General features: G+C 65.3%; 21 protein-coding genes and 1 pseudogene. 13 read left to right on the top strand and 9 right to left on the bottom strand.

The window, feature by feature from the left end:
• Positions 1-3 precede the first annotated feature (3 nt).
• Positions 4-918 (top strand): LysR family transcriptional regulator, encoded by a 915-nt coding sequence (locus ASD15_RS14610; protein WP_057156082.1) that lies wholly within the window; start codon positions 4-6, stop codon positions 916-918.
• 24 nt (positions 919-942) lie between these two features.
• On the opposite strand, the gene ASD15_RS14605 is transcribed toward ASD15_RS14610, so the two are convergent.
• The gene (locus ASD15_RS14605; RefSeq protein ID WP_057155698.1) at positions 943-2,295 is read right to left on the bottom strand and encodes an MFS transporter; all 1,353 of its coding nucleotides are present in this window, start codon (positions 2,293-2,295) and stop codon (positions 943-945) included.
• A 268-nt stretch (positions 2,296-2,563) separates the two neighbouring features.
• Between ASD15_RS14605 and ASD15_RS14600 the strand changes: the two genes are divergently transcribed.
• The 4 genes from ASD15_RS14600 (at position 2,564) to ASD15_RS14585 (ending at position 6,012) form a co-directional block, all read left to right on the top strand.
• On the top strand, positions 2,564-3,229 hold the full coding sequence (locus ASD15_RS14600) for a 3-oxoacid CoA-transferase subunit A (RefSeq protein ID WP_057155697.1): 666 nt from the start codon (positions 2,564-2,566) through the stop codon (positions 3,227-3,229).
• The gene (locus ASD15_RS14595) at positions 3,229-3,870 is read left to right on the top strand and encodes a CoA transferase subunit B (protein WP_057155696.1); all 642 of its coding nucleotides are present in this window, start codon (positions 3,229-3,231) and stop codon (positions 3,868-3,870) included. Before ASD15_RS14600 ends, ASD15_RS14595 begins: the two co-directional genes overlap by 1 nt.
• Before the next feature lie 9 nt (positions 3,871-3,879).
• Complete coding sequence (gene pcaF, locus ASD15_RS14590; protein ID WP_057155695.1) at positions 3,880-5,082, top strand: 3-oxoadipyl-CoA thiolase; 1,203 nt, start codon at positions 3,880-3,882, stop codon at positions 5,080-5,082.
• 144 nt (positions 5,083-5,226) lie between these two features.
• Entirely contained in the window at positions 5,227-6,012 is a 786-nt protein-coding gene (locus tag ASD15_RS14585; protein ID WP_162249899.1) for a TlpA disulfide reductase family protein, read from the top strand.
• Positions 6,013-6,220: 208 nt separating this feature from the next.
• Here ASD15_RS14585 and ASD15_RS14580 read toward each other — a convergent pair whose 3' ends face one another.
• From ASD15_RS14580 to ASD15_RS14570, 3 genes are all read right to left on the bottom strand, one after another.
• A complete protein-coding gene (locus tag ASD15_RS14580; RefSeq protein WP_057155693.1) occupies positions 6,221-8,521 on the bottom strand; it encodes a tetratricopeptide repeat protein in 2,301 nt (766 codons plus the stop codon).
• Positions 8,518-10,224 carry a molecular chaperone HscC gene (locus ASD15_RS14575; RefSeq protein ID WP_082551883.1) on the bottom strand — a complete coding sequence of 569 codons (1,707 nt, stop codon included), beginning with the start codon at positions 10,222-10,224 and terminating at the stop codon, positions 8,518-8,520. The genes ASD15_RS14580 and ASD15_RS14575 overlap by 4 nt, the downstream gene beginning before the upstream one ends.
• Positions 10,225-10,322: 98 nt before the next feature.
• Positions 10,323-11,513 carry an MFS transporter gene (locus ASD15_RS14570; protein ID WP_057155692.1) on the bottom strand — a complete coding sequence of 397 codons (1,191 nt, stop codon included), beginning with the start codon at positions 11,511-11,513 and terminating at the stop codon, positions 10,323-10,325.
• A gap of 133 nt (positions 11,514-11,646) precedes the next feature.
• Between ASD15_RS14570 and ASD15_RS14565 the strand changes: the two genes are divergently transcribed.
• Both ASD15_RS14565 and ASD15_RS14560 read left to right on the top strand, forming a co-directional pair.
• Complete coding sequence (locus tag ASD15_RS14565; protein ID WP_229418186.1) at positions 11,647-12,162, top strand: helix-turn-helix domain-containing protein; 516 nt, start codon at positions 11,647-11,649, stop codon at positions 12,160-12,162.
• Positions 12,163-12,344: 182 nt separating this feature from the next.
• Positions 12,345-12,725, top strand: coding sequence for a hypothetical protein (locus tag ASD15_RS14560; RefSeq protein WP_057155690.1), 381 nt, complete (start codon positions 12,345-12,347; stop codon positions 12,723-12,725).
• A 26-nt stretch (positions 12,726-12,751) separates the two neighbouring features.
• Here the strand turns inward: ASD15_RS14560 and ASD15_RS14555 are convergent, their stop codons facing one another.
• Together ASD15_RS14555 and ASD15_RS14550 are read right to left on the bottom strand one after the other, a co-directional pair.
• Entirely contained in the window at positions 12,752-12,952 is a 201-nt protein-coding gene (locus ASD15_RS14555) for a DUF3606 domain-containing protein (protein WP_057155689.1), read from the bottom strand.
• 66 nt (positions 12,953-13,018) lie between these two features.
• The gene (locus ASD15_RS14550) at positions 13,019-14,155 is read right to left on the bottom strand and encodes a GNAT family N-acetyltransferase (RefSeq protein WP_057155688.1); all 1,137 of its coding nucleotides are present in this window, start codon (positions 14,153-14,155) and stop codon (positions 13,019-13,021) included.
• Between the two features lie 87 nt (positions 14,156-14,242).
• Between ASD15_RS14550 and ASD15_RS14545 the strand changes: the two genes are divergently transcribed.
• Entirely contained in the window at positions 14,243-16,306 is a 2,064-nt protein-coding gene (locus tag ASD15_RS14545) for an NAD(+) synthase (protein WP_057155687.1), read from the top strand.
• A gap of 34 nt (positions 16,307-16,340) precedes the next feature.
• Positions 16,341-16,679 carry a P-II family nitrogen regulator gene (locus ASD15_RS14540; protein WP_019922031.1) on the top strand — a complete coding sequence of 113 codons (339 nt, stop codon included), beginning with the start codon at positions 16,341-16,343 and terminating at the stop codon, positions 16,677-16,679.
• Between the two features lie 38 nt (positions 16,680-16,717).
• On the opposite strand, the gene ASD15_RS14535 is transcribed toward ASD15_RS14540, so the two are convergent.
• The 3 genes and pseudogenes from ASD15_RS14535 to ASD15_RS14525 form a co-directional block, all read right to left on the bottom strand.
• Complete coding sequence (locus ASD15_RS14535; RefSeq protein WP_057155686.1) at positions 16,718-17,344, bottom strand: trimeric intracellular cation channel family protein; 627 nt, start codon at positions 17,342-17,344, stop codon at positions 16,718-16,720.
• Positions 17,345-17,432: 88 nt separating this feature from the next.
• Complete coding sequence (locus tag ASD15_RS14530) at positions 17,433-18,134, bottom strand: Smr/MutS family protein (RefSeq protein WP_057155685.1); 702 nt, start codon at positions 18,132-18,134, stop codon at positions 17,433-17,435.
• A gap of 3 nt (positions 18,135-18,137) precedes the next feature.
• Positions 18,138-19,174 (bottom strand): annotated as a pseudogene (locus ASD15_RS14525) (FAD-dependent oxidoreductase).
• Between the two features lie 254 nt (positions 19,175-19,428).
• On the opposite strand from ASD15_RS14525, the gene ASD15_RS14520 reads away from it, so the two are divergent.
• From ASD15_RS14520 to ASD15_RS14505, 4 genes are all read left to right on the top strand, one after another.
• Positions 19,429-21,930, top strand: a complete 2,502-nt coding sequence (locus ASD15_RS14520) for a DNA translocase FtsK (protein ID WP_057155684.1) — start codon at positions 19,429-19,431, stop codon at positions 21,928-21,930.
• Positions 21,931-21,940: 10 nt separating this feature from the next.
• Positions 21,941-22,558, top strand: a complete 618-nt coding sequence (gene lolA, locus ASD15_RS14515) for an outer membrane lipoprotein chaperone LolA (RefSeq protein WP_057155683.1) — start codon at positions 21,941-21,943, stop codon at positions 22,556-22,558.
• Positions 22,559-22,640: 82 nt separating this feature from the next.
• The gene (locus tag ASD15_RS14510) at positions 22,641-23,948 is read left to right on the top strand and encodes a replication-associated recombination protein A (RefSeq protein WP_057156081.1); all 1,308 of its coding nucleotides are present in this window, start codon (positions 22,641-22,643) and stop codon (positions 23,946-23,948) included.
• A gap of 107 nt (positions 23,949-24,055) precedes the next feature.
• Positions 24,056-24,499, top strand: coding sequence for an Hsp20/alpha crystallin family protein (locus ASD15_RS14505; protein ID WP_057155682.1), 444 nt, complete (start codon positions 24,056-24,058; stop codon positions 24,497-24,499).
• The last annotated feature ends 7 nt before the right edge of the window (positions 24,500-24,506 follow it).

Below are 24,506 nucleotides of genomic sequence, written 5' to 3'. Positions count from 1 at the left end.
AAGATGGAAATCCGGCATTTGCGCTACTTCCTGGCGGTGGCAGAGGAAAAGAACTTCACCCGCGCCGCAGTGCGCCTGTTCATTGCGCAGCCGCCGCTGAGCCGGCAAATCCAGCAGCTGGAGGAGGAGTTGGGCGTGCCCCTGTTCGAAAAAGGCTCGCGTCCCTTGCGCCTGACCGAAGCGGGCGAGTTTTTCCAGGCGCATGCGCAGGTCCTGCTCGACAAGCTGGCGGACCTGAAGACGATGACGCAGCGCGTGGGCAAAATCGAGCGCACGCTGTCGATCGGTTTCGTGGCATCGACGCTGTATGGCCTGCTGCCGGAGATCGTGCGCCGCTTCCGCGAGCAATACCAGGAGGTGGACATCACTTTCCATGAGCTGACGACGATGGAGCAGATGCGCGCGCTGAAGGAAGGCCGCATCGATGTCGGTTTCGGCCGCGTAAAGTCGGAAGATGCGTCGGTGCGCCGCATCCTGCTGCGCGAGGAGCGGCTGATCGTGGCCATGCCGATCGGGCACAAGCTAGGCATGCTGGGGCGGGGGCTCAAGCTGCGCGAACTGGTGGGCGAGACGCTGATCGTCTACCCGCGCAGTCCGCGCCCCAGCTTCGCCGACCAGGTCCTGGCCATCTTCAGCGACCGGGCGCTGCACCCCGAGCACGTGATGGAAGTGCGCGAACTGCAGATTGCCATCGGCATGGTGGCGGCCGGGCAGGGCATCTCCATTGTGCCGGACAGCCTGCAGGGCATGAAGCGCACCGACGTGCAATACGTCCAGATCGACGACAAGCACGCGGTCTCGCCCATCCTGTTCAGTATCCGGCTGATGGACCGCTCGGAAGAACTGCGCAACATGCTGCAGATTATTTACGACGTCTACGAGTCGCGCGGCATCCCGCACGTCAAGGAAGAGCTTTAGGCCGCGCGCCGGCCGGGATGCGGACTACGCGGTGGCTTCGGCCGGCGCCGCCGGGCCATGGGCGGCCGACGAGGATGGCAGCGGTTTCTGGCGGATCAGCGATACGGCGACCACCGCGATGGCGGCGGGGATCGCCATGGCCATGAAGTTCTGCTCCAGCGGCAGCTGCATGCCGACCAGCGTGCCGATCACGATGGGCGCCAGGATGGCGCCGCTGCGGCCCACGCCGGAAGCCCAGCCGATGCCGGTGGCGCGGATCGCCATCGGATAGAACTGCCCCGCGTAGGCATAGGTGACGATCTGGGTGCCGATGGTCGATGCGCCTGCCAGGCCCACCAGCAGGAACAGCACTTCGGTGGGCACCTTGTAGCCCAGCAGCGTAATCGACACGCCGGCCAGGGTGTACATGCCGATCAGGACATGCTTGATGTTGAAGCGGTCCGCCAGCCAGCCGCCGCCGACGGCGCCTATCACCGCGCCGAAGTTCAGCACCAGCACGAAGGTCAGCGCCGAGCCGAGGCTGTAGCCGGCGCTGGCCATCAGCTTGGTGAGCCAGGAACTGAGCGCGTACACCATGAACAGGCACATGAAGAAGGTAATCCAGAACATCACGGTGCTCAAGCCGCGGCCGTCCTGGAACAGCTTGCGGATCGGCGCGCCCGCTGCGCTGTCGGCGGCGGGAATGGTGAAACGGTCGCCGGCGCCGGCACGGTAGGACGGTTCCATGCGCGCCAGGATGGATTTCAGCTCGTCGAAGCGCTGCGCCTTGATCAGGAAAGGCATCGATTCCGGCAGCGATTTCAGGATCAAGGGAATCAGCAGCACCGGCACGCCGGCAGCCAGGAATACCGACGACCAGCCATAGGTTTCGATCAGGCCCTTGCCCAGCAGGGCGGCCAGCATGCCGCCCACGGCGTAGCCGCTGAACATCAGCGTGACCATGGTGGAGCGGATTTTCCTGGGGGAGAACTCCGTCATCTGTGCCACCACGTTGGGCATCACGCCGCCTATGCCGAGGCCGGCCAGGAAGCGCATCGCGCTGAAGGTGTAGGGATCGGTGGCGAAGCCCGCCGCCGCGGTGAACACGCTGAACAAGCCGATGCAGATGGCGATGGCCAGGCGGCGGCCGATCTTGTCGGCCACGGTGCCGAGGAAGATGGCGCCGAACATCATGCCGAACAGCGCGGAGCTGACCATGAAGCCGGCATTCTGGGCGGTCACGCCCATTTCCTTCATGATCGATGGCAGGGCGATGCCGGCGACCGCCAGGTCATACCCGTCGCAGATGATGATGATGGCGCACCAGAACAGGACGCCGGCGTGGAAGCGGTTAAAGCGCGCCCCGTCCGACACTTTGTGAACGTCGATTTGCTGCATGGTTTGGTCTCCTTATGGCCCGGTTAGTTGTTTTGAAATGGGACAACCGGAGAATAGATATACCTTGGAGCGCCGTCCAAGACCGATTTGGTAGCCTTTTGATACCTGCCGGGTATCGCCATGATGTTGCATCGCGTATTTCGCCCACGCGTCCGGCCGCACGCGCCCGATAGGACTTTTTTTCTTGACCTTGGCGCCAAAACGCCGATACTATTTGGTGTGCGGTAATCAATCATTTGTTCGTTAATCGAACAAAACAGGAGCGAATATGATAGACAAGACATACGAATCCCTGCAGCGCGCCGTGGCCGACGTGCATGACGGCGCCACCGTCATGATTGGCGGCTTCGGCAACGCGGGCATGCCGTCGGCGCTGATCGACGCGCTGATCGAGCAGGGCGCGCGCGATCTCACCATCGTCAACAACAATGCCGGCAACGGCGAAACCGGGCTGGCCGCGCTGCTCAAGGCGGGCCGGGTGCGCAAGATCATCTGCTCCTTCCCGCGCCAGGCGGACTCGCAGCATTTCGATGCGCTTTACCGCGCCGGCAAGATCGAGCTGGAACTGACGCCGCAGGGCAACCTGGCCGAGCGCATCCGCGCCGCCGGCGCCGGCATCGGCGGCTTCTTCACGCCCACCGGGTACGGCACCCTGCTGGCCGAGGGCAAGGAGACGCGCCTGATCAATGGCCGCCACTATGTGCTTGAATCGCCCATCCACGCCGACTTCGCGCTGATCAAGGCGCTGCGCGGCGACCGCTGGGGCAACCTGGTGTACCGCAAAACGGCGCGCAACTTCGGCCCCATCATGGCCATGGCCGCCAAGACCACCGTCGCCCAGGTGCAGGAAGTTGTCGCGCTGGGCGAACTCGATCCCGAAGTCATCGTCACGCCCGGCATCTTCGTGCAGCGCGTCGTGAAGGAGAATGCATAATGCAGCGCTATACCCGAGACCAGATCGCCGCCCGCGTGGCGCAGGACATTGCTGAAGGCGCTTACGTCAACCTCGGCATCGGCTTGCCGACCAAGGTCGCCGACCACCTGCCCGCCGAGCGCGAAGTGTTCCTGCACAGCGAAAACGGCCTGCTCGGCATGGGCCCCGCGCCCGCCGAGGGCGAGGAGGACGAGGACCTGATCAACGCCGGCAAGCAGCCGGTCACGCTGCTCACCGGCGGCGCCTACTTCCACCACGGCGATTCCTTCGCGATGATGCGCGGCGGCCACCTGGACGTGTGCGTGCTGGGCGCCTTCCAGGTGTCGGCCGGCGGCGACCTGGCCAACTGGCACACCGGCGCGCCGGACGCGATACCGGCCGTGGGCGGCGCCATGGACCTCGCCATCGGCGCCAAGCAGGTGTTCGTGATGATGGACCACCAGACCAAGAGCGGCGAAAGCAAGATCGTCCGGCAGTGCAGCTACCCGCTGACCGGCGTGGCCTGCGTCAACCGCATCTACACCGACCTGGCCGTGCTGGACGTGACTCCGGCCGGGCTGGTGGTGCGTGAAATGGCTGAAGGCCTGAGCTTTGAAGAACTGCAGGCCGTCACCGCTGCGCCGTTGCTGCAGCCCAACTGAGGACAGACTATGAAACCTGCATACATCTGCGACGCCATCCGCACCCCGATCGGGCGCTATGGCGGCGCCCTGAAAGACATGCGCGCCGACGACCTGGGCGCGGTGCCGCTGCGCGAACTGATGCGCCGCAATCGGTCGGTGGACTGGCGCGCGGTGGACGACGTGATCTACGGCTGCGCCAACCAGGCCGGCGAGGACAACCGCAATGTGGCGCGCATGTCCTTGCTGCTGGCCGGGCTGCCGCTGGAAGTGCCCGGCTCCACCGTGAACCGCCTGTGCGGTTCCGGCATGGACGCGGTGGGCACGGCGGCGCGCGCCATCATGGCCGGCGACGCGCAGCTGATGATTGCCGGCGGTGTGGAATCGATGACGCGCGCGCCGTTCGTGATGGGCAAGGCCGACGCCGCGTTCTCGCGCAGCGCCGCCATCTACGACACCACCATCGGCTGGCGCTTCCCGAACCGCCTGATGAAAGAGCTGTACGGCACGGACGCCATGCCGGAGACGGCCGAGAACGTTGCCGATGAGTTCAAGGTCAGCCGCGCCGACCAGGACCGCTTTGCGCTGGCCAGCCAGGAGAAGACCGCGCGCGCCCAGCGGGACGCGTTGTTCGCCGATGAAATCGTGCCGGTGCTGATCCCGCAGCGCAAGGGCGATCCGGTGCGCTTCGAGCAGGACGAGCACCCGCGCGCCACCTCGATCGAGGCGCTGGCCAAGCTGAAAGGCGTGGTGCGCGCCGACGGCAGCGTCACCGCCGGCAACGCGTCCGGCGTGAACGACGGCGCCTGCGCGCTGCTGCTGGCCAGTGCGGATGCGGTGAAACAGCACGGCCTCACGCCGCGCGCCCGCATTCTCGGCATGGCCACGGCGGGCGTGGCGCCGCGCGTGATGGGCATCGGCCCGGCGCCGGCCACGCAGAAAGTGCTGCGCCAGCTGGGCATGACGCTGGACCAGATCGACATCATCGAGCTGAATGAGGCCTTTGCCTCGCAAGGGCTGGCCGTGCTGCGCGAACTGGGCCTGCGCGACGACGATCCGCGCGTCAATCCGCTGGGCGGCGCCATTGCGCTGGGCCACCCGCTCGGCATGAGCGGCGCGCGCCTGGTCACCACTGCCATGTACCAGCTGGCGCGCAGCGGCGGGCGCTACGCGCTGTGCACCATGTGCATCGGCGTGGGGCAGGGCATCGCCCTCGTCATCGAGCGCGTTTAGTTCCATGCTGGCCCGTACCGCGGCGGCAGCGCTGGCGCGATAGTGGCCGGACAGTGACGCGTTCCGGCCGTGCTGCGGCCGTGCCGCCGCCGTGCTATCGTGCGGCTGGGCCGGGCCATGCCGGCGGACGAGACGGAGGCGTTGGTGTTTTCAGTTAATGTTGGGCCGCTGGTGCTGCAAGCCAGCCATGTGCTGCTCGCCATGGCGTTCGGTATCGCCGCGGGGGTGGGCTACCTGGCGGGCCGCAAGAACAAGGTTAACGTCACCGGCATCTTGCTGGACATGGTGCTGGCCGCGCTGGTGGCGGGCCGCATCGCCTTCGTTATCATCCGTTTCAACGATTTCCGCGGCGCGCCGTGGTGGGCGGTGTTCGATATCCGCGACGGTGGTGGCAACTGGCCGGCCGCGATTGCCGGTGCGCTGGCGGTCGGCGTATGGCGCTGCTGGCGCAAGCCGCAGCTGCAGGCGCCGCTGGGCGCCGGCCTGATTGCGGCGGTGTTCGCATGGGACATGTCCGGTTCGGCCATCGCGCTGCGCAGTGCGCAGGGCGCCGCCGCGCCGGCCGCCATCCGGCACATCGCCGGGGGCAAACCGATGGTGGTGAATTTCTGGGCCAGCTGGTGTCCGCCGTGCCGGCGCGAGATGCCGGTGCTGGCTAAAACGCAGCAGCAGCGCCGCGACGTGGCTTTCGTGTTCGTCAACGAGGACGCCGACGCGGCGGCGGGCCAGCGTTTCCTGTCCGAGCGCGGCTTCGCCGTGACCAATGCCGTGCACGACGCGGACGCCGGTATCGCCCATGCGGTAGGCGCCTCCGCCTTCCCCACCACGCTGTTCTACGCGGCCGACGGCAAGCTGGCCGGCCTGCACGTCGGCGAGCTGTCGCAAGCCTCCCTCAACGCCTACCTGGAAAAGATAGCCCGCCCGAAGTAGTCCTGGGCCGGGGCGACGCACTGGAGCAGCGGTACAGCGGGCGGCACGGTGTGACTGCGGGCATGCGGGAGAAGCAGGGCCTGGAGCTGGCCGTTAGCAACGCTGTCCCAGGCATTGCGCCCGAGCGCCTGTCCAGCAGGCTGCACGGCGGCGCTGGGTGCGTACACGGCATGCCGGGAAAAACGGCGACCTTTGCGCAGGCTGTCGCCTAGTTGACACCGTAGGCCGCAAACTGTGAGGCGACCTGCGGTTTCAATGAGACTGCGGCGTTGATGTCCGCGCCGGCGTCCCGATGCCGGCCCAGCTTGCGTTTGGCGAGGCCCCGGCCGTAAAGCGACTCGGCGGACTTCGGCCGCAGCGCTAGGGAGGCCGTGTAGGCGGTTTCGGATTCCGAGTACCGTCCCATGCGCAGCAGAACGAATCCTTTGCTGTCATATGCACTCGCAAGTGTTGAGTCCTCTTCCAGGGCTGCGTTGCACGTTGCCAGAGCCGTGTGCAGCGAAATGTTCTGCGTAGCCAGGTACCAGCAGACATTGTTTTGCCCGATTGCGGTCTTGCTGGCAGCTTGCGCGGCGGCGAAGTCGGCTTCGGATGCTGCAACATTGCCTTGCTTGAAGCGGACGACGCCGCGTTCCAGCAGCAACTGCGCGCGGTTCCGGTCGTTTTGTGTGCGGGCATCGAGGGCCGCAGTATAGGCGCTGATTGCTGCTTCGTAGTTCCGCGCACCCGCTTCCAGTGCGCCGCGCAGTTGCAGCGCGGCGCTGTTTTTCGGATCGAAAGCGAGAGCGGCTGCCAGCGCCGCACGACGGCCTGCGAGGTCGCTGGCGGGCAGCAGCTCGGCACGATATAAGGGGATGTTCACATCGGGCGCGGCAGCCGCGCCGCGATCCAGCACATCGAGCGCTGCTTTGCGCTGGCCCAGCAGCATGCGGATTTCCGCTGCCGTGGTGTACGCTTCCGGATTGTCGCCGTCTGCTGCGATCAGTGCGGCGGCCTGGGTTTCGACATGTTTCGGCTCGCCCTTGGCATGCTGCAGCCGCGCGGCGATGAGATAGGGGGTGGAATTGTTCTTCGGCTGCAGGCGAATGGATTCCAGTGCGTCGGCCAATGACTGGCGAGGCTGCTTTTCCTGCTCGTAAGCAAGGGCACGGTGGGTGTAGGCCCATGCGTCGTTCGGGAAAAGCTGAATGATACGGGTGAAATCGGCTAGTGCATCCTGGTAGCTTTTGTCGTGCATAGCCAATATGCCGCGCACCCGCAGCATGACGTGGTTCGAACTGTCGAGCAATGCGGCATGTTCCACGTCGCGCCGGGCTTCCCCGTTCCGTCCCAAAAGCAGGTAGATCCGCGCACGGCAACCATAAGCACGAGCATCCTTGGGGGCTTCGCTGACAATCTGGTTACAGGTGGCAAGAGCGCCGGTCCAGTCGCCGCTGTCGGCTTGCTGGCCTGCGTGTTCTAGCAGCGTGTCGGACGCGGGAGTGAACTGCGCCATCGCAGGTCCTGGAGCGGAGGGCGTGTCCGGGCTGCCAGTACTGTTGTTGTTGGCTATGCGGACCAGCGCCATGAACGCCAGGACGAGCAGCCAGCCCCAATTGAAGGTACTGTGCTGCGCGTCACCGTAGGACGCGCTTGCGCGCTTGCGCCAGCCGGTAAAGGTGAGCTTGCGCCGCCATGCCGGCACCTGGCTATTTCGCTCGCGCCAATCGACGATGCAGGGAACGCTGGCGACGAGCGCGAGCCATTCGGGGAAGCGCGCGATCAGCGTTTCCAGCGTGGGAGAGTGCAGCACCAGTTCGCGGGTGCTAGGTTCGTCTGCCCGGCGCAGCCGCTCGATGAGCTTGCGCTGCTGCCCGCGCACCTCGTCCGTTTGCAGATCGAACATGGCGCGTTGCTCCAGCGCATTGTTCAGCAGGGCGCCCGCATATCCATGACTCTCGACGCGGCGGCGGTCGTTATTCCAATCGAAGACCCTGGCCGCCGCGATCAACAAGGCTTCATGTCCTGGCTGCCAGCCGGCCGCCAGCAGTTCGGCCACCATACGCTCGAACGCGTCGCGCTCGACGATGCTGCTCAGGCGCTCGTCGGCCAGGCTGAGCTTCAGTTCGCGCTCCCAGGGCGCGTCGTCGGTGGCCGCCATTTTCCCGGCGCTGCCGGCGGCCCGCTGCTGGAAGGCTGTGAACACAGCGTCGGCCTGGCTGACTTCGGCACCGGGGGACGCTGTCGTCGCTGTGGCTGGCCCGTGCGCCGGCGTTTCTGCTGGCGGCTCCGGCTTAGGCTGGACTGTTGCTGGGGACGGGCTGACGTCGACGCCTTCGCCCGTGTTCTCGCTGCGGTAGCGCAGCCAGTGCAACGCGGCGTCATAGGCTTCGCGCAGGGACTGGAACTCGGCCGGGTCGGTTTCCTGGTCGATCAGTTTGAGTTCGCGCGCGTAAGCTCGGCGGACGCTGCGCTCGTCGGCAGTCTCGGCAACGTCAAGCCGTTGCAGGAAGGCGGGCAGTGCGGTCATCGGATAGTAAAGCTGTCGTGCTCGGCTTCGTTGAGCAGCGTTTCGAATTCCCTGCGCTGCGGGTCTATCCGGCGGTTGTCCTGTGATTCCAGGGCTTGTTCAAATGCTGAAATTTGTGCGCCGAACCACTCGCGCTGATTGCCACGGATCTGCTGGTACAGCCGCTCGCCGCGCGCCAGCAAGGTACGGTGCTCCAGCCGGTCGCGTGGGTGGATCTTGAGTTCGGACAGGGCAACGAAGCGGGCTGCGATCTCGGCTTCCGTCAGCAGGCCGGGATTGCCTTCGATGACCAGCGTGTGCGTGTGCGCTGTCTTCACGACCGTGGCGTCAACCTGGAGCAAGCCGTTCACGTCATAGGTGAAACGGATATCGACACCGCTGTCCTCTCGCGCCAGTTGGGGCAGCGCGAACTGCAGGGTGCCGAGGCGGACGTTGTCGCGGCACATGCGGGCCTCACCCTGAAACACGTTCAGTTGCAACTGCTTCTGCTGTTCCGCAACCGGGTAATAGCGCTTCACACGGCTCACTGGCACCGGTGTGTTTCGTTCTATAACCGGGTCGAAGTGTCCATGCGAGAGGCTGCCGTCACCCAGCGTCATCGATACATCGATGCCCAGCGAATATGGCGCGACGTCCGTCATTACCACCTCGTTCAAGGCGGCGTCGCGCATCTTCAGGCCGGCCTGTACTGCCGCGCCCAGCGCCACGACTTCGTCGGGATTGATGTCGCACGATGGGAAGCGGCCGAACATGCGCGCCACCAGGCGGCGCACCATGGGCATGCGGGTTGCGCCACCGGCCAGTACCACGTTGTCCAATTCGGTCGCGCGCAGGTTGGCGTCGCGTAGCGCACGCTCGACCGGATCGCGCAGCCGGCGCAGCATGCCTTCGCAGATGCGCTCAAGGGCCTGCTCGTCGATGTCGAGCTGGTACTCCGTCTCATTGTGGACCACGCGGATGGCGGCAGTGGCGGCTTCACTGAGCATACGCTTGGCTGCTTCGGCCTGGGCGTATAGACTCTGCAAGAAGTAATGGTCGCTTTTCAGGCTGACCGGCACTTTGCGCTGCTCGAAGAAGTAGTCCACCAGGCATCGCATGAAGTCTTCGCCGCCCAGCATATTGTCGCCGGCCGAGGCACGCACCTCCATCACGCCCTCGAACAGGTCCAGCACCGACACGTCGAATGTTCCGCCGCCCAGATCGAAGACCAGGAAGCGGGTTTCAGCGTCGCGCAAGTGAATGCCGTAGGCCAGGGCCGCCGCCGTCGGCTCGTTGAGCAGACGCTCCACGCGCAAACCCGCCAACTGTCCGGCTGCGCGCGTGGCTTTGCGCTGCGCGTCCGAAAAATACGCGGGTACGGTGATGATTGCTTCGGTAATAGCAATGCCGAGCGCCGCTTCCGCATCTTCCTTCAGCGCGCGCAATATCAGCGCGGACAACTCTTCGGCGCGGAATTCCTTGCCGCCCAGGCGCAGGGTCTTGTCGCTGCCCATGTAGCGCTTGAAGACCGCAGCGGTGCGGTCGGGATGCGTCTGCAGGCGTTCGCGCGCCGCACGCCCGACCAGGATGCTGCCGTCTTCGTCGATGCTGACGCAGGAAGGCGTCAGCACCTCGCCAAGGCAATTGGGAATCAGGCGGGATGCGCCATGCTCCCAGACTGAAATCAGGCTGTTCGTAGTACCCAGGTCTATGCCGACAATCATCATTGCCCTCGCGCGATAAAAGAAAATTTTACCAGAAATGCAATTTCCATATGGAAATTGCATTCCTTTGCTTTGCTTCGGCCGCGCAGGCCTTGTACCTACTGATTCGGCGATGCCGTTGCCGGGAGCATCTGGCCGCTGTTCTGCTCTTTGCGGATCAGCCGGTCCGCCTGCTGCGCAATGAGGAAGGCGGCGGCCAGCAGGGCCGCGCCTACCAGGCCGATCTGATGCTTGTCGAGCATGGCGATGCTGGCCGCGCCGACGACGCCGGCGGCCGACACGCCGATGTATAGCGCCGCCGAATTCAGCCCCAGCAGCAGCGGCGCCGACGCGGGCGCCAGGCTGATCAGGCGGTGCTGCTGCGGCACCAGCAGGCCCCAGCCGCACACGCCCCACACCACGATGGACAGCGCCGCGCTCCACAAATGCGCGCTCGCCAGCGGCAGCAGCGCGAAGTTGACGGTGCTCAGCGCCAGCGCGCCGTAGATGATGGTGCGGCTGCCGAAGCGGTCGGTCAGCTTGCCGGCGCCCAGGTTGCCCGCCGTGGCCGCGCAACCCCACAGCAGCAGCAGGCCGGCCAGCACCTCCGGCTTGCCGGCGGTGACGCGGTCGAAGGTCACCCCGATATAGGTGTACACCGCGAACATGCCGGAATAGGCGGCCAGCGTGGTCAGCAGGGTCAGTACCACGCGGCTGTCCTTCAGTGGCGCCAGGCGTTGGCGCAGTGTGACGGCGGGCAGGGCGGGGATGTGGGGCAGCATGGCGCAGACGGCCGCGCCTGCGGCCAGGCCGACGGCGGTGACGAACCACATGGTGGCGCGCCAGTCGCCCAGGCCGCCGATGAAGGTGCCGATGGGCGAGCCCAGCGCGGTGGCGCTGGTCAGGCCTGCAATGACGATAGCCAGCGCGTGGGCGCGCTTTTCGGGCGGCACCAGGGAGGCGCCGGCGGCGGTGGCGGTCGGGCTGAACATGGCGGCGCCCAGGCCGGCGATCAGGCGGCTGGCCAGCACCCACTCGATGGTGGGCGCCACCGCCGTGATCAAATTGCCAATCACGAAGACCGCGAGGCCGGCCAGCAGCAGGCGTTTGCGCGGCCAGTGCGCGAGGGCGGCGGCGATGACGGGCGAGAGCAGTGCGTAGCTGAGCGCGTACAAGGTCACCATCTGGCCTGCGACCCCGATCGATACCCCAAGCGATTGCGCCACCTGGGGAAGAATGCCGGCCACGACAAAGCTGTCGGTGCCGATGGCGAACATGCCCGCTGCGAGCACGATTAAACGACGGTCCATGATGTTACTCCTTCAATGCGGGTGCCCTTGTGGGCGGATTTTTTAGTTTCATCATGAAACTTATCAGATAAAGTTGCGTGATGCAACTGATAGATTTAAAATCGTCCCCATGCAACGAAAAACTTTCGATGGAATGAACTGTTCAATAGCGCGCGCGCTCGACCAGGTGGGCGAGTGGTGGAGCTTGCTCATCGTGCGCGAGTGCGTTCTGGGCACGACGCGCTTCGATGAATTCCAGGAGCGCCTGGGCATCGCCCGCAACATCCTCACCAGCCGGCTCAACCGGCTGACCGAACTGGGGATACTGGAGAAGGCGCCGCTGGAAGGGCAGGAGAAGCGGCAAGGCTATCGGCTCACGCCCAAGGGCGAGGAATTGTTTCCCGTGCTGGTGGCTTTGCTGCAGTGGGGCGATAAATGGGCGCCTGGCCCGCATGGCGGCTCGGTGCGCTACGTGGAGCGCGACACGGGCAAGGAGCTCGAACCGGTGGGCCCGAAGTCGGCCGACGGCTGCCCGCTGGGCTTTCGCGACGTGCGCATGATGGCCGGCCCTGGCGCGACGGCCTCCACCCTTGCCAGGATCGATGCCCGCAACCAGGCAGTGCTGGGTGACAGCCAGGCGCCGATCCGGCAAGAGCCTGGGGCGAAATGATGCCGCCGTTGCCGCCTTAAAAGGACGGGCGTACACTGGGCAGCTTGCGACAACGCTGAACCGCTTCATGGTCCAAGCCGCCTTGGAGAAGGCCGACAGGCTCATCGGGCGGGAAAAGACAATTTACTACTCTGCAAATGACACCGCGATGTGCGGTTTTCTATGAAAAATACGGCACGCCGATGATTGATTTTCCCGCGTTGATGCAATTGGCTGAGGCCTCCGCTGCGGTGACGCAGAAATGCGCTTGCAGCAGCGTGCCGTTGGCGGCCTGGCAAAGCCTGCCGACGTCGCTGGAGCTGGAGAAGCTGGAAGAGGTGGGCACGCTGGTGGAAGACCCGTACGACGAGCCCACTTTCAAGGAATACCATCCCAACGGGACGCGCTACGAGAGCGAAGACGCGCCCATCGCGCCGCGCTACTATCCCGCCAACCTCAGCCAGGTGCTGCGCTGCCAGGTGTGCGGCCGGCATTTCTTGCGCTACAACGAGGCGGGCGGCTATTTCACCGAGCTGCGCATGCGCGCCTTGCGGCCCGAACTGCTGGTGGACGCCGCGCTGTAGCCTGCCGGCCTGCTGCCTGCGGCAGCTCAGCCCTGGTGGCCCTCGTGGATGGGCCGCCCCAGCGCCTGCCGCACGTCCCTGGCGCACGGTCCGACCCGTGCGATGAGCCCGCGCAGTTCTTCTTCGGGAATGCCGAATTCGTCGGTCCAGTAGCGCACTTGCTGCGGCTCGTCGAGTTCGATAATGGCGCGTTCCTGTGCTTCCCGCATTTTCTGTACGTCAGACATGATGCGCTCCTTCGCAGTGCCAATGCGGCATCATCGCGCGTTCCCCGCCGCGTTACGGTGCGCTCGCTAACGGAACGGATTGCGTTCGTTCAGCTCGCTGATGTAGTTGTCGATGCCGCCGCTTTCGCGTTCCAGGAAGCGTTCGACGGCGTCGGCGAAGGCGGGGTGGGCGAGCCAGTGCGCGGACCAGGTTTTTTGCGGCAGGAAGCCGCGCGCCATCTTGTGCTCGCCCTGCGCGCCGCCTTCGAAGGTGGCGATGCCGTTGGCGATGCAGAATTCCAGCGGCTGGTAGTAGGCGGTCTCGAAATGCAGGCAGGGCACGTGCTCGTCGGCGCCCCAGTAGCGGCCGTACAGCGTGTCCCTGGTATGGATCACCAGCGAGGACGCGATGGCGCGGCCCGCGCGCTCGGCCACCACCAGCAGGATGTTGCCGGGCATGCTGGCGCCGATGCGCTGGAAGAAGTCCAGGTTCAGATAGGGCGACGAGCGGTGTTCGGCGTAGGTGTTCGCGTAGCAGCGGTGGAAGAAGCGCCAGTCTTCGGCGCTGGCGTCGTGGCCGCGTATCTGGCGCATCGTCACGCCGGCTTCGCGCACCTTGCGGCGCTCGGCGCGGATGTTCTTGCGTTTCTTGTGTTCCAGCGTGGACAGGAACTGTTCGAAGTCCGTGTAGCCCTGGTTCAGCCAGTGGAATTGCACGCCGCTACGCAGCATGAAGCCGGCTTCGTGCAATTGCATGGCCTGCTCTTCCGGCGGGTAGAGCACGTGCGTGGACGAGACATCGGCCGATTTCTGCTGCGCCTGCAGCAGGGCCACCAGCGCCGCGCGTGCCTCGCCGTTGCGCGCCAGCAGGCGGCCGCCGGTGACCGGGGTGAACGGGATGGCCGACAGCAGCTTGGGGTAGTACTCGATGCCGTTGCGGTGGTAAGCGTCGGCCCAGGCCCAGTCGAACACGTATTCACCGTAGGAGTGCGCCTTGACGTAGAGCGGCATGGCGGCGGCCAGTGCGCCGCTGTCCTCGTCCCGCAGCGCCAGGAATTGCGGCTGCCAGCCGGTGTCGGCGCTGGCGCTGCCGGATTCGTGCAGCGCGTGCAGGAAGGCGTAGGACAGGAAGGGATTGTCCTCGCCCTGTGCCGCAAGCAGCGCGTTCCAGGCGGCTTCGCCGGCTTCGGCAAGGGAGGAAAGGACGTCGGGGCGGTAGCTCATGGGGGCATTTTACGCAAACTGGGCAACTTTGCACGATGGCTAAGGGTGGATGCTAAAATTGGCTTATCCATAGAGGAACCAGCCCGTATGTCGCACGCACCGCATTCTTTCTTCAATCTGTATTCCCACGACTTCGCGCGCCTGAGCGTTGCCGTGCCGCGCTGCCGCGTGGCCGATCCGGCCTACAACGCGGCCGAAACCGTGAAACTGGCCGAGCAGGCGGCCGCCAAGGGCGCCGCGCTGGTGGCGTTTACGGAACTGGGCATCTCGGCCTACACCTGCGATGACCTGTTCCATCAGCGCGCGCTGCTGGACGGCTGCCTGGCCGGCTTGCGGACGGTGCTGGAGGCGTCGACGTCGATCCGCGCCGCGCTGATCGTGGGCGTGCCGCTGCGCGTGGACCACCAGCTGTTCAATTGCGCGGTGGTGCTGTCCGGCGGCCGCATTCACGGCGTGGTGCCGAAATCGTACCTGCCGAACTATGGCGAGTTTTACGAGGCGCGCCAGTTCAGCGCGGGCGACGAGGCCATCTCCACCGAGATCGACCTGCTGGGCCAGCGCGTGCCGTTCGGCTCGGCGCTGCTGTTCGAAGTCGCAAACCTGCCGCTGTTCAAATTCCACGTCGAGATCTGCGAGGATGTGTGGGTGCCGATTCCGCCGTCGTCGTTCGCCGCGCTGGCGGGAGCGACCGTGCTGGTGAACCTGTCGGCGTCCAATGTGGTGGTCGGCAAGGCGGACTACCGCCACCAGCTGGTGAGCCAGCAGTCGGCGCGCTGCCTGTCGGCCTATCTGTATTCGTCGGCGGGGCGGGGCGAGTCCACCACCGACCTGGCCTGGGACGGCCAGGCGCTGATCTACGAGAACGGCGAGCTGCTGTCCGAGGCCGAGCGCTTCCAGGACGAGTCGCACCTGATCTATGCGGACGTGGACCTGGAGCGGCTGTCGCGCGAGCGCATGCGCCAGACTACCTTCGGGCAGTCGGTGCGCCGCCACCGCGGGGAAGTGGCGGCTTTCCGCACCGTGCGTTTCGCACTGGACCTGCCGGCGCAGCCGGTGCTGGCGCTGGAGCGCAACGTGGCGCGCTTCCCTTATGTGCCGTCCAATCCGGCGCTGCGCGACAAGCGCTGCAACGAGGTCTACAACATCCAGGTGCAGGCGCTGGTACAGCGGTTGTCCTCGTCCGGCATCAAGAAGGTGGTGATCGGGATCTCCGGCGGGCTGGACTCCACGCACGCATTGCTGGTGTGCGCCAAGGCCATGGACCGCCTGAACCTGCCGCGCACCAACATCATCGGCATTACCATGCCGGGCTTCGCCACCAGCGCGCGCACCTTGCTGCAGGCGCGCCAGCTGATGGAATTCGTCGGTTGCAGCGCGTCCGAAATCGACATCCGCCCCAGCTGCATCCAGATGATGAAGGACATCGGCCACCCGTTCTCGGAAGGCGAGCCGCAGTACGACATCACGTTCGAGAACGTGCAGGCCGGCGAGCGCACCAACCATTTGTTCCGGCTGGCGAACTTCCACAACGGCATCGTCATCGGCACCGGCGACCTGAGCGAGCTGGCGCTGGGCTGGTGCACCTACGGCGTGGGCGACCATATGTCGCATTACAACGTCAACGGCAGCGTGCCGAAGACCCTGATTTCGCACCTGGTGCGCTGGGTGGCCGAGAGCCGCCAGTTCGGCGAACGCGACTCGGCGGTGCTGCTGGCTGTGGTCAACACGGAGATCAGCCCCGAGCTGGTGCCGGGCAAAGCCGACGACGGCGCCCCGGCCCAGATAACCGAAAGTGTGATTGGCCCATACGAATTGCAGGACTTCAACTTATACTACACGCTGCGATTCGGATTCGCGCCATCAAAAGTGGCGTTCCTGGCCCATGCCGCGTGGAGTGACCGCGACATCGGCGGCTGGCCGAACGAGGCGCACGTGGTGCGCAACCAGTACGCACTGAAGGACATCAAGCACAATCTGGGCATTTTCCTGCGCCGCTTCTTCCAGACCAGCCAGTTCAAGCGCAGCTGTGTGCCGAACGGGCCGAAAGTGGGATCGGGCGGCTCACTGTCGCCGCGCGGCGACTGGCGCGCGCCCAGCGATTCGGAATCGGTGGTGTGGATGGCGGATTTGAAGAACGTGCCTGAAGAGTAAGCGCGCTTAAAACGATTTATATAGGGAGAATTCCATGAAGCAAATTACCGCAGTGATCAAGCCGTTCAAGCTGGACGAGGTGCGCGAAGCGCTGGCCGAAGTGAACGTCACCGGCCTGACCGTGACGGAAGTGAAGGGCTTCGGCCGCCAGAAGGGCCACACCGAGCTGTACCGCGGCGCCGAATACGTGGTGGATTTCCTGCCCAAGGTGAAGGTGGAAGTGGTGGTGGACGACGGCGTGGCCGAGCAGGTGGTGGACGCCATCATCAAGGCTGCCCGCACCGGCAAGATCGGCGACGGCAAGATCTTCGTGCAGAACGTGGAGCAGGTGATCCGTATCCGTACCGGCGAGACCGGCCCGGACGCGGTGTAACCGCCGGGCCGCCGCAGGCCGGCAAGCTTAGTGGCGGCTTAGTGGCGGCCGAGCCGCATATCGAATTTCCAGGTCAGCAGGCGCATGACGGTGATCGCCGTCGCGCTTGACCACAGCGCAAAATCGTCCGACACCGAGGTTTTCTGCATCACGATGTACATCCAGCAGCCGATGAAGGCGCAGATGGCATAGGGTTTGCCGTCGCGGAACACCATCGGCACCTCGTTGCAGACGATGTCGCGCAGCACCCCGCCGAAGATCCCCGTAATCACCCCCATCATGGCCGCGATGAAGACCGGCATATTGGCCTGCTGCGCCTGCGACACGCCGGCGATGGCGAACAGTCCCAGGCCGACGGCGTCGGCCACCACGATCACGCGTTCGGAGACGATCTGGCGCAGGGTGCGGATCAGGGGCGTGGCGATCAGGGCCAGCACGAAGATGAGGATGGCGTATTCCTGGTGCTGGACCCAGAACAGCGGGCGCTTGTCGAGCAGGATGTCGCGCAAGGTGCCGCCGCCGAATGCGGCGATGAAGGCCACGGTGAACACGCCCACCAGATCCATGCGCTTGCGCCGCGCTTCAATGAAGCCTGAAATCGCCCCGACCAGGATTGCCACGACTTCGATGATGGTGATCAGGGAGACGTGCGGGATGTGCTTCATTTAACTGTGGGGTTGGCAAAGTTGCTAATTCCCACAGGTTAACATGCGCAAGCGGCCAGGGGTAGGGTAATTTGGCCGCGCTCGGCGGTCAGCGGCGCTCGGGTTGCAGCGCGGCGCGCAGCAGGACTATCAGGGCGCCTTCGCCGCCGTCGGAGGGACGGGCCTGGCAGAACGCCACCACTTCTTTTTGCACCAGCCAGCTGTGCACCATGGACTTGAGCACCGGTTCCTGGCCGCGCGAGCCGAAGCCGCGGCCGTGGATCACGCACACGCAGCGCATGCCGCGCTGGTTGGCGCGGGTCAGGAAGGCGCCCAGCGCGTCGCGCGCGCCGTCGCGGTTCAGGCCGTGCAGGTCCAGCTCGTCCTGCACCGGCCAGTAGCCTTTGCGCATCTTCTTCACCACATCGGGGCCGACGCCGGGCGCCGCGTAGTTCAGCGCCGGGTCTTCCTCCATATAGTGGTCCACCTCGAACAGGTCGGACAGCGACTCGCGCAGCACGTTGGCATCGTCCTGGCGCTGCTCTTCGGGCGTGAGCGGGCCGCGTTTCTTCGCCGCCGCCAGCGCTTGCGCGGACACCACGGGGGCGGGCTGGTGCACGTAGCGGTTCTGCTCCGGCATGCGCTTGATGTCGCCCTGCGCGCCCAGCGTGTTGCGGAAGATGTTGGCTTCCGCCGCTGCCACTTTCTCGCGCTTGACGCGCTCGGCCTCGGCGGCCGCGCGCGCCTCGCCCTGTTCCTTCAGCTGTTTGCCGAGGGATTTCAGGTCGGCGAAGTCTTTCAAGCCCGCCATTTGTTACTCCTGGCCTTCCAGGTAGCGCTGCGCGTCCAGTGCCGCCATGCAACCGGTGCCGGCGCTGGTGATGGCCTGGCGGTAGATGTGGTCCTGCACGTCGCCGGCCGCGAACACGCCCGGCGCGGAGGTGGCGGTGGCCATGCCTTCGGTGCCGGTGCGGGTCTTGATGTAGCCGTTGTGCATGTCCAGCTGGCCTTCGAAGATGCCGGTGTTCGGCTTGTGGCCGATGGCCACGAACAGGCCGTGCACGCTGATCTTGGTCTTGGCGCCGTCGGCGGTGGCCGCCAGCGTCAGGCCGGTCACGCCGCCCTGGTCGCCGGTCACCTCTTCCAGCGTGTGGTTCAGCTTCAGCTCGATCTTGCCTTCGGCAACCTTGGCCATCAGGCGGTCGATCAGGATGGCTTCGGCGCGGAACTTGTCGCGGCGGTGCACCAGGGTGACCTTGGTGGCGATGTTGGACAGGTACAGCGCTTCTTCGACGGCGGTGTTGCCGCCGCCGATGACGGCCACTTCCTGGCCACGGTAGAAGAAGCCGTCGCAGGTGGCGCAGGCGGATACCCCGCGCCCCATGAATCGCCGCCGATGACGGCCACTTCCTGGCCACGGTAGAAGAAGCCGTCGCAGGTGGCGCAGGCGGATACCCCGCGCCCCATGAATTCCTGTTCGGACGGCAGTCCCAGGTACTGGGCCGACGCGCCGGTGGCGATGATCAGGGTGTCGCAGGTGTATTCGGCGCTGTCGCCGATCAGGCGGATCGGCTTTTCGCTCAGCTTGGCGGTATGGATGTGGTCAAACACGATCTCGGTCTTGAAGCGCTCGGCGTGCTGCAGGAAGCGCTGCATCAGGTCCGGGCCTTGCACGCCCATCGGGTCGGCTGGCCAGTTTTCCACGTCGGTGGTGGTCATCAGCTGGCCGCCTTGTTCCACGCCGGTCACCAGCATGGGATTCAGATTGGCGCGCGCGGCGTAGATGGCGGCGCTGTAGCCGGCTGGGCCAGAGCCGAGAATCAAAACGCGGGCGTGTTTGGTAGTGGTCATGGAAGGCTTCTTCAATTAGTTGGATAAACCAAAGTTGGGGGCGGGCACGGCGATAACAATGCCGGCGAGCAAAGACAGAATTATAGTCCAAGCGGGGAAACTGGTTGAATTGGGAGGCCGCTTCCCATAGAGATGGCTTAGAATACCCACAAATGGCTAGCGCCCTCTGGTGCGCCCGCAAAAATCTTATAAAAGTATCAATGTCTAAAACGAGAGAACAGCCTGCAAAGCAGTCCGCGGCCAAGCAACAGCCGATGAAGCAGCAGCCCTTGAGCTACACCCGCACGCCCACCGAGCGCCAACCGCTGCCGAACCGGCTGGTGCGGCTGCTGTCGGAGGCGCGCTGGTTCGCGCTGGCCGCGCTGGCGCTGTACTTTCTGCTCATTATGATCAGTTTTAACAAGGCTGATCCGGGCTGGTCGCATTCCAACGTGGTGCCCAAGGTGTACAACCTGGGCGGCCGCGCAGGCGCGTGGATGAGCGATCTGATGCTCTACATCTTCGGCCTGTCCGCCTGGTGGTGGTGCGTGTGGCTGCTGCGGGCCGTGTGGAGCGGCTACCGCGGCCTGACCCGCAAGTTCGTCACCAAGGAGGCGGCCGACGACGAGCACCGCCACGAAGGCCTGATCCGCGTGGTCGGCTTCGCCTTCCTGCTGGTGGGCAGCCTGGGCCTGGAATTCCTGCGCATGTACACGCTCAAGATGCCGCTGCCGCTGGCGCCGGGCGGGGTGCTGGGCAAGCTGATCGGCCATAGCGCGCACGTGGGCCTGGGCTTCACCGGCGCCACCTTGCTGATGCTGCTGCTGTTCGGGCTCGGTTTCAGCCTGTTCTTCCACGTGTCCTGGCTGGCGGTGGCCGAGCGCATCGGCGGCTTTATCGAAGACTGCTGCGCGTGGGTGCTGCACCGTTACCAGGACCGCGAAGACCGCATCCAGGGCGAGCGCGCCACCGTGCTGCGCGAGGAAGTGGTGGTCAACGAGCGCGCCAAGCATATCGAGAAGCACGTGGAGCGGCCGGTGCGTGCCGAGCCGCGCCTGGATGGCGGCACGGCTTCGGCCGCTGCCACGGCGCCGGCGTTCGCGCCGGCCCCTGCTGCGGGCCTGGCCGGCGCCATGGGGGACGATATGCCGCGCCCGGCCGCGACCGTGGCGCCGGAGAAGTTTGCCGCGCCGGTAGCGGTGAAGATCGAACAGCAGGTCACCGCCGTGGTGCCGTCCGACCGCGCCGTCAAGGAGCGCCAGGGCGCGCTGTTCCAGGATGCCCGTCCCGGCGACCTGCCGCCGCTGTCCCTGCTGGACGATGCGCCGGTGTCGCAGGAAACCGTGGCGGTGGAAACGCTGGAGTTCACCAGCCGCCTGATCGAGAAGAAGCTGTCGGACTTCGGCGTGGAAGCGCGCGTGGTGGCGGCTTACCCCGGTCCGGTGGTGACCCGCTACGAAATTGAACCGGCAACGGGCGTGAAGGGCTCGCAGATCGTGAACCTGGCGCGCGACCTGGCCCGTTCGCTATCGCTGACCTCGATCCGCGTGGTGGAAACCATTCCCGGCAAGAACTACATGGCGCTGGAGCTGCCAAACCCCAAGCGCCAGATCGTGCGCCTGAGCGAGATCGTCGGTTCCAAGGTGTACCACGACAACGCGTCCTCGCTGACGGTGGCGCTGGGCAAGGACATCGCCGGCAAGCCGGTGGTGGCCGACCTGGCCAAGATGCCGCACTTGCTGGTGGCCGGTACCACCGGTTCCGGTAAGTCGGTGGGTATCAACGCCACCATCCTGTCGCTGCTGTACAAGTCCGATCCGGCCGACGTGCGCATGATTCTGATCGACCCGAAGATGCTGGAAATGTCGGTGTACGAGGGCATTCCGCACCTGCTGGCGCCGGTGGTGACCGACATGCGCCAGGCCGGCCACGCGCTGAACTGGGCCGTGAACGAGATGGAGCGCCGCTACAAGCTGATGTCCAAGCTGGGGGTGCGCAACCTGGCCGGCTACAACGCCAAGATCGCGGAGGCGGCCAAGCGCGAGGAACACATCCCGAACCCGTTCAGCATCACGCCGGATTCGCCGGAGCCGCTGGAGAAGCTGCCCACCATCGTCATCATCATCGACGAGCTGGCCGACCTGATGATGGTGGTCGGCAAGAAAGTGGAAGAACTGATCGCCCGTATCGCCCAGAAAGCCCGTGCCGCAGGCCTGCACTTGATTCTGGCGACCCAGCGCCCATCTGTAGACGTGATTACCGGCCTGATCAAGGCCAATATTCCGACCCGGATCGCGTTCCAGGTGTCGTCCAAGATCGACTCGCGCACCATTCTGGACCAGATGGGCGCGGAAACCCTGCTGGGCATGGGCGACATGCTGTACATGCCGCCCGGAACCGGCTTGCCGGTGCGGGTGCACGGCGCGTTCGTGTCGGACGAGGAAGTGCACCGCGTGGTGAAGCACTTGAAACAGCAGGGTGAACCGAACTATATCGAGGGCATCCTGGAAGGCGGCACGCTGGAAGGCGAGGGCGGCGCAGAGGGTGGGGCAGGCGGCGGCGAGGGCGGCGGCGAAGCCGACCCGATGTACGACCAGGCCGTGCAGGTAGTGTTGAAAAACCGCCGCGCCTCGATTTCGCTGGTGCAGCGTCACTTGCGCATCGGCTACAACCGCGCGGCGCGCCTGCTGGAGCAGATGGAACAGAGCGGCGTGGTATCGCCCATGCAGTCGAACGGCAACCGCGACATCCTGGTGCCGGCCGCCAGCGCAGAATAAAGGACACAGCATGACCCAACTGAAGAACATCGCAGCATTCGCAACCGCCTTGCTGCTGGCGGGCGCCGCCCAGGCGGCCGCGCTGGACCAGTTCAAGGCCTTCGTCGCCAGCACCAAGTCGGCGCGCGGCGAGTTCACGCAGCGCCAGGTGAAGAGCGGCAAGAGTTCCAACACCGCCAGCGGCACCTTCGAGTTCGCCCGTCCCGGCAAGTTCATCTGGACTTACCTGAAGCCCTACGACCAGCTGCTGCAGGCCGATGGCGAACAGCTCTACATCTACGACAAGGACTTGAACCAGGTCACGGTGAAGAAACTGGGCAACGCGCTGGGCTCGTCCCCCGCTGCCATCCTGTTCGGCAGCAACGACCTGGAAAAGAACTTTACGCTGTCCGAAGCGGGCACGCGCGACGGCCTGGAGTGGCTGAAGGCAGTGCCGAAGACGCAGGACACCACCTTCGAACAGATCACCATCGGCTTGCGCAACGGCACGCCGGAAGCGATGGAGCTGAAGGACAATTTCGGCTCCATGTCCGTGCTGAGCTTCAGCAAGTTCGAGAAAAACCCGCAAGTGGGCGCGGCGCACTACAAGTTCGTGATGCCCAAGGGCGTGGAAATTTCCCAGCAATAGAAGAACAACCCGGGGCACATTCGGCGTGCCGCTTGCGCGCGCGCAAACGCCGCGCGCGCCGCTGCCGCTACAGTAAAGCATGATGGACGACCTTTTCAAAACCGAACCCCGCGCGCCGCTGGCCGAAGCCCTGCGTCCCAAGACCTTGGACGAAGTGATCGGGCAGCAACACCTGCTGGGCGAGGGCAAGCCGCTGCGCCTGGCCTTCCAGGCCGGCAAGCCGCACTCGATGATATTGTGGGGCCCGCCGGGCGTCGGCAAGACCACGCTGGCGCGCCTGACCGCCAATGCCTTCGACGCCGAGTTCATCGCCCTGTCCGCCGTGTTCGCGGGTGTGAAGGATATCCGCGCCGCCATGGAGCAGGCCCAGCAGAACCTGGACCGGCTCGGCAAGCACACCCTGCTGTTCGTCGACGAGATCCACCGCTTCAACAAATCGCAGCAGGACGCCTTGCTGCCCTTCGTCGAGTCCGGCCTGGTCACCTTCATCGGCGCCACCACCGAGAATCCCAGTTTTGAAGTGAATTCGGCGCTGCTGTCGCGTGCCCAGGTCTATGTGCTGAAGTCGCTCACCGAGGACGAGATGCGGCAGTTGCTGGTCAAGGCCCAGAAGGAGGCCTTGCCGCACCTGAAGTTCGAGGACGCCGCCGCCGACACGCTGATCGGCTATGCCGACGGCGACGCGCGCCGTTTCCTGAACCTGCTGGAGCAGGCCGACAACGCCGCTTCCTCGGCCGGCATCCGGAAGATCGACGCCAAGTTCGTCGAAAACGCCATGACCTTGAACGCGCGCCGCTTCGACAAGGGCGGCGACAACTTCTACGACCAGATTTCGGCCCTGCACAAGTCCGTGCGCGGCTCCAATCCGGACGGTGCGCTGTACTGGTTCTGCCGCATGATAGACGGCGGCGCCGACCCGCGCTACCTGGCGCGCCGCATCGTGCGCATGGCCTGGGAAGACATCGGCCTGGCCGATCCGCGCGCGCTCACCATGGCCAACGACGCCGCCGCCACCTACGAACGGCTGGGCTCGCCCGAGGGCGAGCTGGCGCTGGGCCAGGCCGTGATCTACCTGGCCATCGCGGCCAAGAGCAACGCCGGCTACAACGCCTTCAACCAGGCCATGGCGTTCGTGAAGCGCGACAAGTCGCGCGAAGTGCCGGTGCACCTGCGCAACGCGCCGACCAAGCTGATGAAAGAGCTGGGCTACGGCCATGAGTACCGCTACGCCCACGATGAGCCGCATGCCTACGCGGCAGGTGAAAGCTATCTGCCGGACGGCATGGCCGAGCCCGGCTGGTACCAGCCCGTACCGCGCGGCCTGGAAAGCAAGATCGCCGACAAACTGGCCTTCCTGCGCAGCCTGGACGACGACGCGCGCAAAGGCTGAGTTGCTCCGGTGGCGCTCGAATCGCGCACTTTACCTCTCCCGAACAGGTGCTATGCTGAAGGGACAGCAGTAGCTAAATTCACCATTTCACTTGAAGGGAGGAAATTATGGCTAGCAATCTTACCCGTTTCAGCCCGTTCGGCGATATCGCCCGTTTCGATCCATTCCGCGACATAGAGCGCTTTTTCGACGAATTCGACCGCCCGTTCGGCGTGGCCGAGCAGTCGCGCAGCATGCGCATGGACGTGCATGAAACCGGCCAGGCCTACACGGTGCGGGCCGAAATGCCGGGCTACGAGAAGGAGGACATCAACGTCTCCATCGACGGCAACACGGTGACCATCCGCGCCAAGCGCGACGAGCGGCAGCAAGCGCCGCAAGAGGGCACGCCGATGCGCAGCGAGCGTTTCCATGGCGAGCAGTACCGCAGCTTCACGCTGCCGCAGGAAGTGGACGACCAGCAGGCCAGCGCCACCTGCAAGAACGGCGTGCTGGAACTGACCTTGCCCAAGAAGGTCGGCGGTCACGGCCGGCAGCTGCAGATCCAGTAAAGCGGGG

The organism is Massilia sp. Root351, from assembly GCF_001425045.1.
In the GTDB taxonomy this organism is placed as follows: Bacteria; Pseudomonadota; Gammaproteobacteria; order Burkholderiales; family Burkholderiaceae_D; genus Rugamonas.
This window is presented reverse-complemented; position numbering and strand designations above follow the sequence as displayed.